14 protein-coding genes and 1 tRNA gene are annotated in these 14,989 nt (G+C 72.2%); 4 read left to right on the top strand and 11 right to left on the bottom strand.

Annotated elements, in window-relative coordinates; all coding sequences use genetic code 11:
• The first annotated feature begins 132 nt into the window (after positions 1-132).
• The 3 genes from O7601_RS10995 to O7601_RS10985 all read left to right on the top strand — a co-directional run bounded on the left by O7601_RS10995 (position 133) and on the right by O7601_RS10985 (position 3,383).
• A complete protein-coding gene (locus O7601_RS10995) occupies positions 133-1,185 on the top strand; it encodes an SGNH/GDSL hydrolase family protein (RefSeq protein ID WP_281566067.1) in 1,053 nt (350 codons plus the stop codon).
• Between the two features lie 46 nt (positions 1,186-1,231).
• The gene (locus O7601_RS10990; protein WP_281566066.1) at positions 1,232-2,035 is read left to right on the top strand and encodes an SGNH/GDSL hydrolase family protein; all 804 of its coding nucleotides are present in this window, start codon (positions 1,232-1,234) and stop codon (positions 2,033-2,035) included.
• Positions 2,036-2,120: 85 nt separating this feature from the next.
• On the top strand, positions 2,121-3,383 hold the full coding sequence (locus O7601_RS10985) for an acetyl-CoA C-acetyltransferase (RefSeq protein WP_281566065.1): 1,263 nt from the start codon (positions 2,121-2,123) through the stop codon (positions 3,381-3,383).
• A 547-nt stretch (positions 3,384-3,930) separates the two neighbouring features.
• Here O7601_RS10985 and O7601_RS10980 read toward each other — a convergent pair.
• From O7601_RS10980 to O7601_RS10970, 3 genes are all read right to left on the bottom strand, one after another.
• On the bottom strand, positions 3,931-4,269 hold the full coding sequence (locus O7601_RS10980) for a hypothetical protein (protein ID WP_281566064.1): 339 nt from the start codon (positions 4,267-4,269) through the stop codon (positions 3,931-3,933).
• Positions 4,270-4,511: 242 nt separating this feature from the next.
• Entirely contained in the window at positions 4,512-5,345 is an 834-nt protein-coding gene (locus O7601_RS10975; protein ID WP_281566063.1) for a Bax inhibitor-1/YccA family protein, read from the bottom strand.
• 301 nt (positions 5,346-5,646) lie between these two features.
• Positions 5,647-5,730, bottom strand: a tRNA-Leu gene (locus O7601_RS10970).
• Positions 5,731-5,831: 101 nt separating this feature from the next.
• Here O7601_RS10970 and O7601_RS10965 point away from each other — a divergent pair.
• Complete coding sequence (locus O7601_RS10965) at positions 5,832-7,685, top strand: hypothetical protein (protein ID WP_281566062.1); 1,854 nt, start codon at positions 5,832-5,834, stop codon at positions 7,683-7,685.
• A gap of 33 nt (positions 7,686-7,718) precedes the next feature.
• On the opposite strand, the gene O7601_RS10960 is transcribed toward O7601_RS10965, so the two are convergent.
• The 8 genes from O7601_RS10960 to O7601_RS10925 all read right to left on the bottom strand — a co-directional run bounded on the left by O7601_RS10960 (position 7,719) and on the right by O7601_RS10925 (position 14,974).
• The gene (locus tag O7601_RS10960) at positions 7,719-9,044 is read right to left on the bottom strand and encodes an NAD(P)/FAD-dependent oxidoreductase (protein ID WP_093406382.1); all 1,326 of its coding nucleotides are present in this window, start codon (positions 9,042-9,044) and stop codon (positions 7,719-7,721) included.
• A 155-nt stretch (positions 9,045-9,199) separates the two neighbouring features.
• Positions 9,200-9,763, bottom strand: a complete 564-nt coding sequence (locus O7601_RS10955) for a hypothetical protein (protein WP_281566061.1) — start codon at positions 9,761-9,763, stop codon at positions 9,200-9,202.
• On the bottom strand, positions 9,763-11,154 hold the full coding sequence (locus tag O7601_RS10950; RefSeq protein ID WP_281566060.1) for a DUF58 domain-containing protein: 1,392 nt from the start codon (positions 11,152-11,154) through the stop codon (positions 9,763-9,765). Before O7601_RS10950 ends, O7601_RS10955 begins: the two co-directional genes overlap by 1 nt.
• A gap of 6 nt (positions 11,155-11,160) precedes the next feature.
• Positions 11,161-12,168: a MoxR family ATPase gene (locus O7601_RS10945; protein WP_281566059.1), complete on the bottom strand. Its 1,008-nt coding sequence runs from the start codon at positions 12,166-12,168 to the stop codon at positions 11,161-11,163.
• Entirely contained in the window at positions 12,168-12,755 is a 588-nt protein-coding gene (locus tag O7601_RS10940) for a hypothetical protein (RefSeq protein ID WP_281566058.1), read from the bottom strand. Before O7601_RS10940 ends, O7601_RS10945 begins: the two co-directional genes overlap by 1 nt.
• Positions 12,752-13,480: a DUF4129 domain-containing protein gene (locus tag O7601_RS10935; RefSeq protein ID WP_281566057.1), complete on the bottom strand. Its 729-nt coding sequence runs from the start codon at positions 13,478-13,480 to the stop codon at positions 12,752-12,754. Before O7601_RS10935 ends, O7601_RS10940 begins: the two co-directional genes overlap by 4 nt.
• Positions 13,481-13,554: 74 nt before the next feature.
• Complete coding sequence (locus tag O7601_RS10930; RefSeq protein WP_281566056.1) at positions 13,555-14,295, bottom strand: uracil-DNA glycosylase; 741 nt, start codon at positions 14,293-14,295, stop codon at positions 13,555-13,557.
• On the bottom strand, positions 14,288-14,974 hold the full coding sequence (locus O7601_RS10925) for a dienelactone hydrolase family protein (protein WP_281566055.1): 687 nt from the start codon (positions 14,972-14,974) through the stop codon (positions 14,288-14,290). Before O7601_RS10925 ends, O7601_RS10930 begins: the two co-directional genes overlap by 8 nt.
• Positions 14,975-14,989: the final 15 nt, after the last annotated feature.

Below are 14,989 nucleotides of genomic sequence, written 5' to 3'. Positions count from 1 at the left end.
CTCCTCTCCACGTGCAGCGTGACGCTCCGCCGCAACACCCTCCATCCAAGTACCCAGCGCGGTCGTTTTCCAGGCACCGGAGCGCCGCGACGATGACAGCAGGGCGTCAGACAGGCGCGCTAGTGTCACGGTATGGGGGTCGCTGGTTCCGTCGTACCGGATCGTCCGCGCTGGCAGCGTGCCCTGCGGGTGGCCCGTCTCGCGGCCATCGGCACGGGGGCCACGGTGGCGGCCGCGGCGGCGACGACAGGTGTCCTCTTCGGTCAGGCGAGGCAGGCCCGGCGCACCATTCCGATGGCCGAGGCACCGCCACCACGCTGCGACGGGGTCTACGGCGCGAAATTCACCGGGCCCGCGATCACCATGGTCATTCTCGGTGACTCGTCGGCCGCCGGTTACGGGGTGCACCGACGCCGGGAGACGCCGGGCGCGTTGCTGGCCACCGGCCTGTCCCGGCGTCTGCAGCGTCCCGTCCGGTTGCACCGCTTCGCGGTGGTGGGCGCCATCTCCGCCGGCCTGCGGTTCCAGGTGGAGGCGGCCCTGGAGTGCGAGCCCGAGGTCGCGGTCATCCTCATCGGCGGCAACGACGTCACCAACCGCACCCCGCCGGCCCTGGCCGTACGGTATCTCGTCGAGGGGGTCCGGGCACTGCGCGCGGGCGGTGCGGAGGTGATCGTCGGGACCTGCCCGGACCTGGGCGCGATCCGACCCATCCAGCCACCGCTGCGCTGGTTGGCCCGCCGGTGGAGCCGGCAGCTCGCTGCCGCGCAGACGGTCGCGGTGGTGTCGGCCGGTGGTTGGACGGTCTCCCTCGGCGACCTACTCGGCCCCCGGTTCACCGCCGAGCCGGGGCGGATGTTCGCCTGGGACCGATTCCACCCCTCCGCCGAGGGCTACGCGGCGGCCGCCGCCGCCCTGTTGCCGACGGTGCTCTCGGCGCTGGGCCACGGTGCCGAACGCAGGCCTTCGCCAACACGGCTCGAAGGCGTACGGTCGTTGCCGAAGGCCGCGCAGGAGGCGGCTCGGCACCCCGGGACGGAGGTCAGCGGTACGCAGGTCCGGGGCAGCGACGGCGGTCCGGCGGGCCGTTGGGCGCAGCTGCGCCGGCGGGGATTCTTCGGTGTCGGTCCGACGCCGCAGCCAGCCCGCACCGTCGACTTACCCGCAGTGGAAGGATTCTCATGACCGAGCGGATCAGGGGCCGTTCCGGTTCCGGCGTGGGGGCGGCATCATGACCAATCTGTCTGCCGGCACCCAGGTCGCCGTGCGGGTTGCCCGTACCGCCGCGTTTTCCCTCCTCGCGGGCGCACTCGGCGGGGCCGCGGTGCTCGCCGGCGAGGCCGTAGTGGCGCGCAACCGCCGCTACGCCCAGCCGGAACTCGGCCTGGCACTGCGGGCGACAGTCGGTCGGGCCGGTGCCCCACCGCTGCGCCTGGTGCTGCTCGGTGACTCCTCCGCCCTCGGCGTCGGGGTGGATCGGCTCGGCGACACCATCGGCGGGCAGTTGGCGGAGTTGCTCGCGGAGGGGCCGGGCGGCCGTCAGGTGCACCTGTCCAGCGTCGGTGTGTCCGGCTCGTGCTCGACCGACCTGGCTACCCAGGTGGCGCGGGCGCTGCTCGGCGAGCGGCCGGACGTGGCGGTCGTCCTGGTCGGGGCCAACGACGTCACCAGCATGCGCCGGCCCACCGAGGCCGCTGCCTATCTCGGCGCGGCCGTGCACCGGCTGCGTCAGGCCGGCGTCGAGGTCGTAGTCGGCACCTGCCCGGATCTCGGTGCCGTACGCGCGATCGCGTCGCCGCTGCGGCAGGTCGTCGGCTGGATGGGGCACCGCGTCGCCCGGGCACAGACCGGTGCGGTACTCGACGCCGGCGGGACGGTGGTGGACCTGGCCACCGAGACAGGCCCGGTGTTCCGGGCCGACGCCGGCACCTTCTGTCACGACGGCTACCACCCCTCCGCCGACGGTTACCGGGTCTGGGCCCACGCCCTGCTACCCGCGGTGGCCGCCGCCGCGGCCGTAACCCCACACCACTGACCGGGTCTACCCGTCCGACGCGAGGTGACATTTCCCGGCCAGCGAAAACTTCCGCCGCTAGTTACCGGCGAGTTAACGTGACGGTATGCCGATTGAGTCGTCCCGCGACGCCGTCATCGTCGCCACCGCCCGCTCCCCCATCGGCCGGGCCCACAAGGGGTCCCTACGTGATCTCCGCCCGGACGATCTGGCCGCCACCATCGTGCAGGCGGCCCTGGCCAAGGTGCCGCAACTCGACCCGCGACAGATTGACGACCTTTATCTCGGGTGCGGCCTGCCCGGCGGCGAGCAGGGTTTCAACATGGCTCGCGTGGTCGCCGTGCTGATGGGCCTCGACGGCCTACCCGGCGCGACCCTCACCCGCTACTGCGCATCCTCGCTGCAGACGACGCGGATGGCCATGCACGCGATCCGGGCCGGTGAGGGCGACGTCTTCATCTCCGCCGGCGTCGAAATGGTCTCCCGTTACGCACGTGGCAGCTCCGACGGCCTGCCGCCCGAGGCTCAGGCCCTGCTCGGCGGCGGCTGGGAGAACCCGCGCTTCGCGTCGGCCCGCGAACGCTCCCAGGCTCGTGCCGAGGCGGGCGCGCCGGTCTGGACCGACCCGCGTGAGAAGGACGCGCTACCCGACGTCTACCTGGCCATGGGGCAGACCGCCGAGAATCTCGCGCAGGTGTACGACGTCAGCCGCGCCGACATGGACGCCTTCGGCGTACGCAGCCAGAACCTGGCCGAGAAGGCGATCGCCGACGGCTTCTGGGCCCGTGAGATCACCCCGGTCACCACGCCCGACGGCACGGTGGTCAGCACTGACGACGGCCCCCGAGCCGGGGTCTCCCTGGCGGCGGTCTCCGAGCTGAAGCCGGTCTTCCGACCGGACGGCCGGATCACCGCCGGTAACTGCTGCCCGCTCAACGACGGGTCCGCCGCCGTGGTCGTGATGAGCGCCCAGCGGGCCGAGGAACTGGGTATCACTCCGCTGGCCCGGATCGTCTCCACAGGTGTCACCGCGCTGTCACCCGAGATCATGGGCCTCGGCCCGGTGGAAGCGAGCAGGCAGGCACTCGCACGCGCCGGTATGACCATCGACGACGTCGACCTGGTCGAGATCAACGAGGCGTTCGCCGCCCAGGTGATCCCGTCGTACCGCCAGCTCGGCATCCCGGAGGAGAAGCTGAACGTGATGGGCGGCGCGATCGCCGTCGGCCACCCGTTCGGGATGACCGGTGCCCGGATCACCGGCACGCTGCTCAACGCCCTGCAGTGGCACGACAAGACCATCGGCCTGGAGACCATGTGCGTCGGCGGAGGGCAGGGCATGGCGATGGTCATCGAGCGCCTGAGCTGACAGCACAAAGTCGCCGCCCCCGGTCTGCGCGGCCGACCGCAGCCGACACTAACCGCGGCCAGCGGTCACCGGCCCGCGGTCACCGGCCCGCGGTCACGGGGGCCGCGTCACGGGGCCGCGGTCACCGGGCCGCGACATGCGGCGACTCGGGCCATCAGCTCGGCCGGAGACCCCGACTTGCCGCATGTCGGACTGCTCGAGGGGGATCGGGCAGTCGAAAAGGGTCGTCGGGCAGCCGAAGGGGTCGTCGGGCGGGCGTGGGGCCGTTGGGCGGGCGTGGGGCCGTTGGGCGGGCGTGGGGCCGTTGGGCGGGCGTGGGGCCGTTGGGCGGGCGTGGGGCCGTTGGGCGGGCGTGGGGCCGTTGGGCGGGCGTGGGGCCGTTGGGCGGGCGTGGGGCCGTTGGGCGGGCGTGGGGCCGTTGGGCGGGCGTGGGGCCGTTGGGCGGGCGTGGGGCCGTTGGGCGGGCGTGGGGCCGTTGGGCGGGCGTGGGGCCGTTGGGCGGGCCGACGGTCTCTGAGGAGCGCCGCAGCTCGGTTCGGCCCGGTCGCTAGAGGGCGGTACGGGTCGCGGTCACCTCGGTAGCGGCCCGGGCCAGGGCCTCCTCGCTCGGGTTCGCGGCGAGTAGGTCGGCGGCAACCACCCGGAGCTGGTCGGGCAGGGCGAGGTCGTTGTCGAGCCGGGGTACGAGTCGTCGTGGCTGCCCCTCTGCGTCCGCGGCGAGGTTGGCGATCTCCTGCACCAGCCGGTGCACCAGATCCGCCCGGGACACGTTGCCGACCGATGCCGCGGCCGACCACCGTGGCTGCTGCCAGTGACTGACCTGCCGCACCAACAGCTCCACCCCCCGCACCACCCCCACCCCCACCCCCACCGTCACCACATCCATCCCCACCCCACCCCCACCGTCACCACATCCATCCCCACCCCCACCCCCACCCCCACCCCCACACCCTACGCACCCCCGCCCCACCGTCCCGCCGATCATGCAGTTGTGGTCGTCGATTCACCCCTTCCGCCCGTTATGGCGCGACCACAAGTGCATGATCGACAGGGCTGGGGCGGGGGTGCGGAGACGACGGCGCCCGCCCCGGGGTGGGGCGGGCGCCGGTCGTTCGGTGGGCGGCGAGGTCAGTCGTCGCCCTGGAAGTAGCTCAGCAGGCGCAGCATCTCGATGTAGAGCCAGATCAGGCTGACCAGGATGCCGAACGCGGCCACCCAGGAGTAGCGCTGCGGCAGGCCCATCCGGACACCGTCCTCGACCTCCTTGAAGCTGAGCACGAAGCTCAGCGAGGCGACCACGATGCAGACGATGCTGAAGCCGATGGCCAGCGGGCTGCCGTCCCGCAGGCCGGTGTTGACGCCGAAGAGCGCCAGCACCAAATTGATCAGCATGACGGCGAACAGGCCCGCCATCACCGCGATCATGCCCTTGACGAACTTCGGCGTCGCCCGGATGACCCGCGCCTTGTAGAGCATGGCCATCACGAAGAAGACACCGAATGTTGCGGTCACCGCCTGGAGCACGATGCCTTCGTACAGCGATTCAAAGAACTTGCTCACCGCGCCGACGAGGACACCCTCGACGACGGCGTACGCGACGACGAGCGCCGGGTTCGCCATCCGCGAGAACGAGATGATCAGGCCGAGCACCAGGCCGACGATGGCCGCGCCGATCCAGGCGACGCCGAGCAGCGCGTCGGGCACCAGCGCCCACGCCGCTGCGGCGGCGACGCCGACGATGGCCAGGAGAGTGACCGTCTTGACCACCACGTCGTCGATCGACATGGGGGTGACCGCCGGCGGGGCCGACGGAAAGCCGGGCGCGCCCGGGTAGCCGGCCTGCGGCGGAACCTGCTGGGGGTAGCCGGGCTGTCCGTACGGCCCGGACGGGGCGTACCCGGCGGCCCGCTCCCGCTCGGCCGCCTGACCGAGCCGGGCGAGCACCGGGTTCGAAGTCTTCACTGTCTGGCCTCCCTCAGGGGGTCTCGTTGCACGTCAACGTGCAACACAAGAGTAAACGTCCCGGCCAGCCCTTGGAGATCGCCAAGCTGAGGGAAAGCTGAGAGCTGAGTCGAACCGGCACCAAGCTCGGGACGAGAAAGGCCAGACCGTAGCCCAGAGTGCCGACGCGGAACAGGTCACTGATCGAGACCATCGCGTCGTCCAGGAGCGTCCGGGCCAGGACCGCGACGACGAGCAGCGCGATTCCGGCCCCTTTACCGATCTTGCGGCAGTCAACCCGCGGCCGCGGACCTCCGTGAGGTGGTGCCCGGGGCGGGGGTCGAACCCGCACGCCTTGCGGCAGCCGCTTTTAAGGCGGCCGTGTCTGCCTTTCCACCACCCGGGCGGGTGACACCGGCGTGCCGGCACGTACGGTGCAGTGCCACGGTAGCGGGTTCGTCGCCACTGCGGCGTCCCCCGCCGAGCACCGCCACTAGGGTCGAGGCCGTGAGCAGCCGCGCACCTCTCGCCCCTACCGACGACACGGCAACGCAGGCGGATCACCAAGTCGTACGGGTACCCGCACGGTGGCTGACCCGGCTGGTCCGAAGCACCGGCCGGAACCGGATCGACCTGCTGGTCGGGCTCTTCTACGCGGCGCTCGCCGGCGCGCTCACCCACCGGCTCTGGGCCGACCCGACCGGTCTGGTGCTCGCCCTCAACCCCGAGGACCAGGTGCTCTACGAGTGGTTCCTGGCCGTCGACGCGCGGGCGCTGCTGGGCGACTTCGGCCTGTCCACCGACCGGCTCAACGCCCCTGTCGGGGTCAATCTGATGGCCAACACGTCGGTCATCGCCCTCGGTGTGCTGTGCGCCCCGGTCACCCTGGCGTTCGGCGCTCCGGTCACCTTCGCCCTGCTGGTAACGGTCAACCTGGCCGGCACCGCGACCGCCTGGTACCTCCTGTTCAGCCGTACGCTGCGGGTTCACCGGGCCGCCGCGACGCTGGGCGGTGGGCTGTGCGGCTTCGCTCCTGGCATGGTGTCCCAGAGCAACAGCCACCTGCACATGACGGCGCAGTGGCTGCTGCCGGTCATCGTCTGGCTGGTGGTACGCCTGCTACGGGCCGCCGATCCCGCCGCCCGCCCCGGACCGGGTGGCCTGCCCGCCGCCGAGCCGCGCCGACGTCGGCTGATCACCTCCGCGATCGGGCTCGCCGCCGCTGTGTCCGCCCAGGTGTTCATCGGCGAGGAGGTGCTGTTCCTCGCCGCGCTCACCCTGCTGGTGATGGCGGTCACGATGATCATTACAGACCGCGATCTGGCCCGCCGGGCGATGCCCGCCTTCGCCGGCGCGATGGCCCTCGCCACCGGTACGGCCCTGCTGGTGCTCGCCCGTCCGCTGTGGTTCCAGTTCGCCGGGCCTCTCGGCGTCGCCGACGGCATGTTCAGCCCGCACTACTTCTCGGCCGACCTGCGAAGTTGGTGGGCGATCTCGCCGCTCTCGATGCTCGGCGACGACCGTTCCGCCCAGCTGAGCACCGGCCCGGCCGAGTACAACACCTTCCTGGGTTGGCCGCTGCTGGTGGTCACCGTCGGTTGCGCCGCCTGGCTGGGACGCCGCCCGCTGGTGCTGGCCTGCGCCGCCGGAATTCTCGTGATGGGTGCGCTGTCGCTCGGCCCCGAGGTGGTTCTCGACGGCGAAGGCTCCGGCCTGCCCGGGCCGTACGCACTGCTCGGCGGGGTGCCGGTGGTCGACGGCGCGCTACCGATGCGGTTCGCCCTGGCCGTACCGCCGCTGATGGCGACGCTGCTGGTGCTGGCGGTCGACCGGGCGCTGCGCGGCGCGGGCCGTGCCCGCCGGCTCACGCTGGTCGCGGTCGCCGTGGCGGTGGTACCGCTGCTCCCCGCGCCGCTGCCCACCGCACAACGCCCGCCGGTTCCGGAGTTCATCACCGCAGGCCACTGGAAGACCTGTGTCGAGCCGGGCGGCGTCCTGGTACCGGTGCCGCTGGCCACCCCCAAGGAACCTTGGCCGATGCGCTGGGCGACCGCCGTCAACGCCGAGTTCAGCATGCCGCAGGGTTTCTTCATCGGCCCGCACGGCCGGGGCGGCAGCGCCGCGATGGGCGTCGCCCCCCGACCCACCTCCGCCCTGCTGGCCGACGTGGCCCGCAGCGGCCTTCGGCCCGTCGTCGGGGACGAGCAGCGCCGCCGCGCCACGCAGGACGTCGCGCACTGGGGCGCCTCGTGCGTGGTGCTGGCGGCCGACACCGCGCACGCCGACAGTCTGCGGCTGACGTTGGAGGCGCTCTACGGACCTTCGACCCGACTCACCGACGCCTGGTACTGGCGGGTCTGAGCACGTGGGGAGCCATCGGCACCCCACGTGCGCTCACACCTTCGACGGTGGCTGGGACGCCTCGGCGAACTCCTCGCGCGGGTCGTGCAACTGGCCGAGGGCCACCACCTCGCGCTTGAGCACGAACGCCAGCGTCCAGTCGACCACGACCCGGACCTTCCGGTTCAGCGACGGAATCCGGCTCATGTGGTAAGTCCGGTGCATGAACCACGCCGGCCAGCCGGTCATCTTGATGCCGTAGACCTGAGCCACACCCTTGTGCAGGCCAAGGCTGGCCACGCTGCCGGCGTGCTTGTGCTTGTAGGGCACCGGCGCACGGCCCCGGATCACGGCGACGATGTTGTCGGCCATCCGCTGGGCCTGCCGTACCGCGTGCTGTGCGCTCGGCGAGCAGTAGTTGCCCGGCGGCTTGGTCAGATCAGGTACGGCGGCGCAGTCGCCGGCGCTCCAGGCGCCCTCGACCACGCGGTCACCGTCGACCACCTGCAACGTCGGCAGGCAGGTGACCCGGCGCCGCTCCTCGCGGGGGAAGTCGGTCGCGTCCAGCATCGGCGACGGCTTCACCCCGGCGGTCCAGACGATGGTGTCCGCGCTGAAGCTGTCCCCGTCGGAGAGCTTGACCACCCCGTCGACGCAGGACTCCAGCCGGGTGTCGAGCCGGATATCCATGTCCCGCTTCAGCAACTGCTGCACCGTGTAGGCGCCCATGTCCCGGTCGACCTCCGGGAGCACCCGCTGGGTGGCCTCGACCAGCACCCACCGCATGTCCGACGTGTTCAGCTCCGGGTAGTACTTCAGCGCGTGGCGGGCCATGTCCTCCATCTCGGCCAGCGCCTCGATGCCGGCGTACCCGCCGCCGACGAAGACGAAGGTCAGCGCCCGACGGCGTACCTCCGGGTCGGTGGTGGCGGCGGCCACGTCGAGCTGTTCGAGCACGTGGTTGCGCAGATAGATGGCCTCACCGATGGTCTTGAAGCCGATGCCGTGCTCGTGCAGGCCGGGGATGGGCAGGGTCCGGGAGACCGAGCCGGGGGCGACCACCACGTGGTCATAGGTGATCTCGCGGGGCGGGCCGATGATCGGCTGCACCGTGGCGGTCTTACTCGCGTGGTCGATCCGGGTGACCGCACCGGCCACCACCTTGCACCGGCGCAACTCCCGACGCAGCGGCACCACGGAGTGCCGTGGGGAGATGTTTCCCGCCGAAGCCTCGGGCAGGAAAGGCTGGTACGTCATGTGCGGCTGGGGGTCGACGACGACGACCTCAGCCTCACGGGGACTCAGCTTCTTCGACAGGCGCAGCGCCGCGTAGAGACCGACGTGCCCGGCGCCCACCACAAGGATCCGCTTCGGATTCACGCCTACCATCTTTCCCCCACCGACAGCGGTAATCCCGGGTGCGGCCCCCTTCTGTGACCGAGCACAAGGCGGCTGTGACCCCGGTAACGCCGGCCGATGTCGCCACCCTGGACGCGGGCACACCGCTTGTCACTCGGACCTCGGCGGCCCCGCGATCACCTGCGTCGCAGCAGCCCAGCCAGCAACGCGGTCATCCCGACGGCCAGCAACAGACCGGCCAGGGTGACCGCCTGCCAGCCGCCACCGCCGGCCCGGGCGCCGGAGAGTTCGAGCAGCAGCACGCCGAGCACCGACGTGGCGAGCAACACTCCGGCGGCCCGGGTGAGCCAACGCACTATCACGTCCGGATCCACCACGGCGTCGTACGGCAACACCGCCACCAGCGCGCAGAGCGTATGGGTGAGGTAGAGCGCCCCGGCCACCGCCATCAGCCGCCACAACGCGATAGGTCGGTCATATCCGTCGGTGGCGAGCAGCCATCCGCCGACCGTGACCAGGGCGGCGAAGGTCGGCCAGAGCCGGCGCGGCAGAACCGCCGGCAGCACCGCGACCGCCACCAGCGGGCCCAGCGCCTCCCCCGCCACCACCTCGGCGGGATAGGCCAGCAGCAACCCCACAAGTGCGCTGAGGAAGATCCCCACCCGGACCAGCACGGGAGCCAGGGAGATCCGTGCCGCGACGGTCCGCAACGCCCGAACCCGCCCGATGACCGCCCCCATCACCGGCCACCCACCCGGGGGGCGGTGGCCAGCCTCGCCACGTCGCGCAGCACCTGGTCGAGACTGCCGGCGCCGGCCCACGGCACCACCGGCACCCCGTGCTCCCGCAACTGCGCGATCATCGTGTCCCGGTCCAGTCGCCACAGCCGGTACGCCACCTCGGCCCAGCCCCGATCCTTCGGTGGTGACAGGTCCGCCGGAAGCGTGTCGACGGCCACCACGAACCGCCCCGAACGGGCCAACCGGGCCAGCATCTGGGCGGACCGCTCCTCCAGCAGCGGGGTGAGCACCACCACCAACGCGTCCGCGGAGAGCAGTTGCGGGCCGAACACGTGGTCGTACGGCTCGTGCGGGGAGGACTGGGCCTTCACGTCCAACAGCCACTCCAGCACGGTCAGGTACTGCCGTCGTCCGGTTGCCGGGCGCAGCCGCCGGGCACTCGGGCCGTACTCCAGCAGCGCCACCCGGTCACCCCGGTGCAGGTAGTGCTCGGCGATGGCGGCGGCCGCCCGGACCGTGGTGTCCAACACCGACGCCGTGCCGGTGACCCCACCGGAGCGACCCGCCTCGGCCAGCACGTCGAGCAGCACGACCACTTCGGCGTCCCGGTCGGAGAGAGTGGCCGCCACGTGCAGTTGCCGGGCCCGCAGCGACACCCGCCAGTCGATGCGGCGCAACCGGTCACCGGGGGCGAAGACCCGCACCCCGGCGAGTTCGCCTCCCTCACCGGGACGACGCGAGTGGTGGGCCCCGACCAGGCCGGCGGCCCGGGGCATCACCTCGACCGCCTCGAACGGCTCGGTCTTCGGGTACACCTTCGACCGGACCGGTTCGACGATCACCGCACGCGAGACGAGCAGGCCCTGCGCGGCGGCCACCCGGGCGCCGGCCGGGCCCAGCGGATGCCGACCCCACCGCAGCGCGGTACCGGCCAACTCCAGGTCGACGGCGGTGTCCGGCGCGACCGACGTGACGAACGGTCGATCCGCCACGGTCGGTCGACCGGCACCGGCGGCTCGGCCGGCGCCGACGACCGTGCTGCCGGCGACACCCGCGCGTTCGACCCGCAACCACGGTGAGACCCGGGTACGCAGCACCGCCACGTCGTAGGGGACCGTGCCCGGGTTGCCGACGGTGACCGTCCCGGTCATCGCACCGCCCTCCACCAGTGGGTCCTCGTCGGCGCTGAGCCACACCCGGGGCAGTTCGACGGGCCGGCGTCGCAACGCGTACGCGGTGCCGAGCGCGAACGGGACGGCCAGCACGATCAGATCCACCCGTCCCAGCAGCACCGCGGCGACCAGAAGCAGGCCGGTGATCAGCACCGCCCGACCGAACGCCCAGGTGGGCGTCCAGTTGGTGGGTGCCGTTCGCTCGCTCCGCTCGCTCACGCCGGGTCAGTCTCCCGGCCGGCCGGCGGCGTAGCTGGGCAGCGCGCCACTGGCCGGCGCCGGGGTGCCGTCGAGAACCTCACCGACCACGAAGGACGGATCGACCCGACGCAGCCACATCTCGGGCCGCAACGTGATCCGGTGGGCCAGCGCCGGGGCAGCGACGTCCTTGACGTCCTCGGGAACCACGTAGTCCCGCCCGGAGAGCACCGCCCGCACCCGGGACAGCAACATCAGCGCCAGCGAGCCCCGCGGCGAGGCGCCCACCAGCACCGACGGGTGCTCGCGGGTGGCCGCGGTCAACGCCACGATGTACCGGCCCACCGAGTCCTCCACCACGACGTCCTCCAACGCCGCCTGCATGGCGCGCAGCGTGCCGGCGTCGACCACCGGTTTGATGTCGGCCTCCTCCCGGCGGCGCGCCATCCGCCGACGCAGCACCTCCCATTCCTCGTCCTGCGCCGGGTAGCCGAACGACACCCGCAGCAGGAACCGGTCCAGCTGCGCCTCCGGCAACGGATAGGTGCCCTCGTACTCGATGGGGTTGGCGGTGGCGAGCACGTGGAACGGCTCGTCCAGCCGGTACGTCACGCCCTCCACCGACACCTGCTTCTCCTGCATCGCCTCCAGCAGGGCCGACTGAGTTTTCGGCGGGGTCCGGTTGATCTCGTCGGCGAGCAGCAGGTTGGTGAAGACCGGCCCGGCCCGGAAGGTGAAGTCACCGCTGCGCTGGTCGTAGAGGAACGAGCCGGTGACGTCGGCGGGCAGCAGGTCGGGGGTGAACTGGAGGCGCCGGAAATCAAGGCCCAACGCCTGGGCGAAGGAGCGCGCGGTGAGTGTCTTGCCCAGCCCCGGCAGATCTTCGAGCAGCACGTGGCCGCCGGCGAGGATGCCGGCCAGCACCAACTCCAGGGCGTCCCGTTTGCCGACCACGACCTGACCCACCGCGTCCAGTACGGCCCGGGCGAGGCGACCTACCTCGGCGGGGGGCATCGTCCGGCCGACGTCGTTCATCAGATTTTCTCCAGTTCGGCGACGATCGCCGCGAGGTCGCGCGGCGAAGGGGTGCGGCGGGGTGGGGTTTCCAGGAACGTCGACAGGTCATCGCCCAGCAGGGCGCGGGCCCGGGCCGGATCCGACTCGCGGGTGACGCCGTGCTTCAGGCGCATCCGCTCGTCCGCCAGCTCGGCCAGGCGGGGCAGGATCACAGTGGTGAACCGTTCGGGGCGGGTCTTGGACCACTCCAGGGGAGTCGCCCAACCGTTGATCGCCGCTCGCAGCGCGTCCCGGGCGTCCCAGTTGTAGGTGCCCGGCTCCTCACCACCCCGCGACGACGAACCGCCCTGGCCGGATTTCGGTGGTGGGGCGAGGGTGGCGACGATCCGGCGTACCACCAGCAGCGCGACCACGGCAGCGACCAGCACCAGCAACGACACCCGCAGGCCGACCGCGCGCAGCCCGGCGATGGCCACCACGGTCACCGCAGCGGTGACACCGAGCACGCCGGCGACGGTACGCAGCCGCCCGCCCCGGCGCGGCTCGGACTGGATCGGCCGCTCCTCGGAGAAGCTGAGCAGGTCGTCGATGCTCGTGCTGCTCACGTCGGCTCCCGCTCGGCCAGTGCGGTCAGTTCGCCGCGCAACCGGCGCAGCGCCGCCCGGGCCTGGTCCCTGGTCCGTTCGTCCACCGGGCGGGTGGCGTACCGGGCCTCGCGGTAGACGTCCGCGAACTCGGCCAGCACGTCGGCGCTCACGATCGCCGGCACGCCGGTGGACGGGTCACCACGAAGCAGCCGGGTGACCAGGTCGGTGGGGGTGTCGCCGGTCAGCCGGGGCACCCCGGCGACGGCCGCGGCCTCTTCGAGGCGTACCCAGCAGGCGATCACCGCGGTCCGCGGGTCGGTGGCGCGGTCGTCCAGGTCGACCAGGCCGGCGTCGACGGCCGCCACCACCTCCGCGGCGGTACCTTCGGCGCTGCGCCGGGTCGGCTGCGCGGGCAGTGCCCGGGTGACCCGACGCGCCACCCCCCGCGCCACGGTCCAGAGCAGATAGCTGAGGGCGGCGAGCAGCGCCAGCCCGAGCACCGCGACCGCTACCGCGCCGAGCCAGGACGGAATCCGGGTCCGGGTCTCCTCGGCGGCCTCGCGGGGCTCGGCCGGGATCGACGGACGCGGCTCCCCACTCGGGTACTCCAACACGAAGGGCGCATCCTTGACGGCGGGCGGTATCCGGCTCGCGCCGATCGACGAGTGCGCGGTGGCCAGGGTGACGGCGGCCAGCAGGGCGATCACCGCCGTCACCGGCCACCAGCTGCGAAGCACGTCCATCGGTTACCTCCGGGCCATCGGGGCGTACGGCGGACGGTACGCGTACCGTCCGCCATCGTCATCGCCCCGCCGCCTCAGTCCACCCCGGCCAGCAGTTTCGCCCGGGCGAACACATCGTCCAGCATCTCTGGTGTCAGCCGGCCGGTGAAGGTGTTCTGCTGGCTGACGTGGTAACAACCGAGCAGTTCCGGTCCGGCCGTGCCGGACCAGTGTGCCCCATGCCCGAACGACGGTCGCGGGCTGGGCGGAGGGACGCCGTACCCGGCGCGTAACGCCGGCCACCACGCGGCCCAGGCGAAAGCACCCAGCGCCACCACCACCCGCAGCGTCGGCCGGATCAGCTCGACCTCCCGATGCAGCCAGGGCGCGCAGGTGTCCCGCTCGCCCGGGGTGGGCTTGTTCTCCGGTGGGGCGCAGCGTACGGCGGCGAAGATCCTCGTCTCGCGCAGCGCCAGTCCGTCGTCGGCGGCCACACTCGTCGGCTGGTTGGCCAGGCCGGCCCGGTGCAGGGCGGCGAAGAGCACGTCACCGGACCGGTCGCCGGTGAAGATCCGACCGGTGCGGTTGCCGCCGTGCGCGGCCGGGGCCAGCCCGAGGATGCCGATCCGGGCCGTCGGATCGCCGAAGCCGGGCACCGGCCGTCCCCAGTACTCCTGATCGCGGAAGGCCGCCCGCTTCGTGCGGGCGACCTCCTCCCGCCAGTCGACCAGCCGGGGGCAGGCGAAACAGTCGGCGACAGCATCGTCCAGGTCGGCCAGATCCGTCGCCCGGGCGGCGCGGGCGACGACTTCGACGGGGGTACGCGACTCAGCCAAGCTTGGCCCGGAAGAGTTCCAGGGTGCGCGCCCAGGCGCTGGTGGCGGCCCGTTGGTCGAACTTCTCGGGCCGGTCCTCATTGAAGAAGGCGTGCGCGGTGCCCGGGTAGTCGTGCAGTTGGCAATTGCCGCCGGAGCTCTCGATTGCCCGGCGTACCGCCTGGACACCCGGGTCCGCGGAGGTGCCGTCCGCCTCGGAGCAGTGCACCAGCGCGTCCTTGCCCGCGTAGTCGGTCCACTCGGTACGCATGCCCTCCCAGGGCAACCGGGGATAGAAGGCGGCGGTGGCGACGATCCGCTCGGAGAAGTTCGCTGCCCACAGCGCCAGACTGGCTCCGGCGCAGAAGCCGGCGCAGCCCACCTTGCCGGTGACCTCGACCCGGCCGGCGAGGTAGTCGGCGGCGGCGGCGATCTCCCGCGCCGTCTCGTCCATCTGTGGCCCGTTGAGCAGGCGTCGCGGCTCACTCGGTTTCCCAGCCGGCCCACCGTGCCGGAAGTCGGGGGCGAGGGCGACGAAGCCCGCCTCGGCGAAACGGTCCACCACCGACCTGATGTGCGGCACCAGGCCCCACCAGTCCTGAATCACGATCACTGCCGGGCTTGCCGCGCCGGTGGCAGGTATCGCGAGATATCCCTCACCCGTGCCGCCATCACCACGGTAGGTCACCATCTCGCCCATCGGCCCGTCCTCCTA

This window comes from Verrucosispora sp. WMMD573, from assembly GCF_027497175.1.
GTDB lineage: Bacteria > Actinomycetota > Actinomycetes > Mycobacteriales > Micromonosporaceae > Micromonospora.
Note: the sequence above shows the minus strand (reverse complement) of the source record. Positions and strands in the feature narration are given on the sequence as shown.

What these genes read in the sequence shown, in the direction of transcription:
- O7601_RS10995 (WP_281566067.1), top strand. Translation starts at nt 133, where the DNA reads ATGGGGGTCGCTGGTTCCGTCGTACCGGATCGTCCGCGCTGGCAGCGT.
- O7601_RS10990 (WP_281566066.1), top strand. Translation starts at nt 1,232, where the DNA reads ATGACCAATCTGTCTGCCGGCACCCAGGTCGCCGTGCGGGTTGCCCGT.
- O7601_RS10985 (WP_281566065.1), top strand. Translation starts at nt 2,121, where the DNA reads ATGCCGATTGAGTCGTCCCGCGACGCCGTCATCGTCGCCACCGCCCGC.
- O7601_RS10980 (WP_281566064.1), bottom strand. Translation starts at nt 4,269, where the DNA reads ATGGATGTGGTGACGGTGGGGGTGGGGGTGGGGGTGGTGCGGGGGGTG.
- O7601_RS10955 (WP_281566061.1), bottom strand. Translation starts at nt 9,763, where the DNA reads ATGGGGGCGGTCATCGGGCGGGTTCGGGCGTTGCGGACCGTCGCGGCA.
- O7601_RS10945 (WP_281566059.1), bottom strand. Translation starts at nt 12,168, where the DNA reads ATGAACGACGTCGGCCGGACGATGCCCCCCGCCGAGGTAGGTCGCCTC.
- O7601_RS10935 (WP_281566057.1), bottom strand. Translation starts at nt 13,480, where the DNA reads ATGGACGTGCTTCGCAGCTGGTGGCCGGTGACGGCGGTGATCGCCCTG.
- O7601_RS10925 (WP_281566055.1), bottom strand. Translation starts at nt 14,974, where the DNA reads ATGGGCGAGATGGTGACCTACCGTGGTGATGGCGGCACGGGTGAGGGA.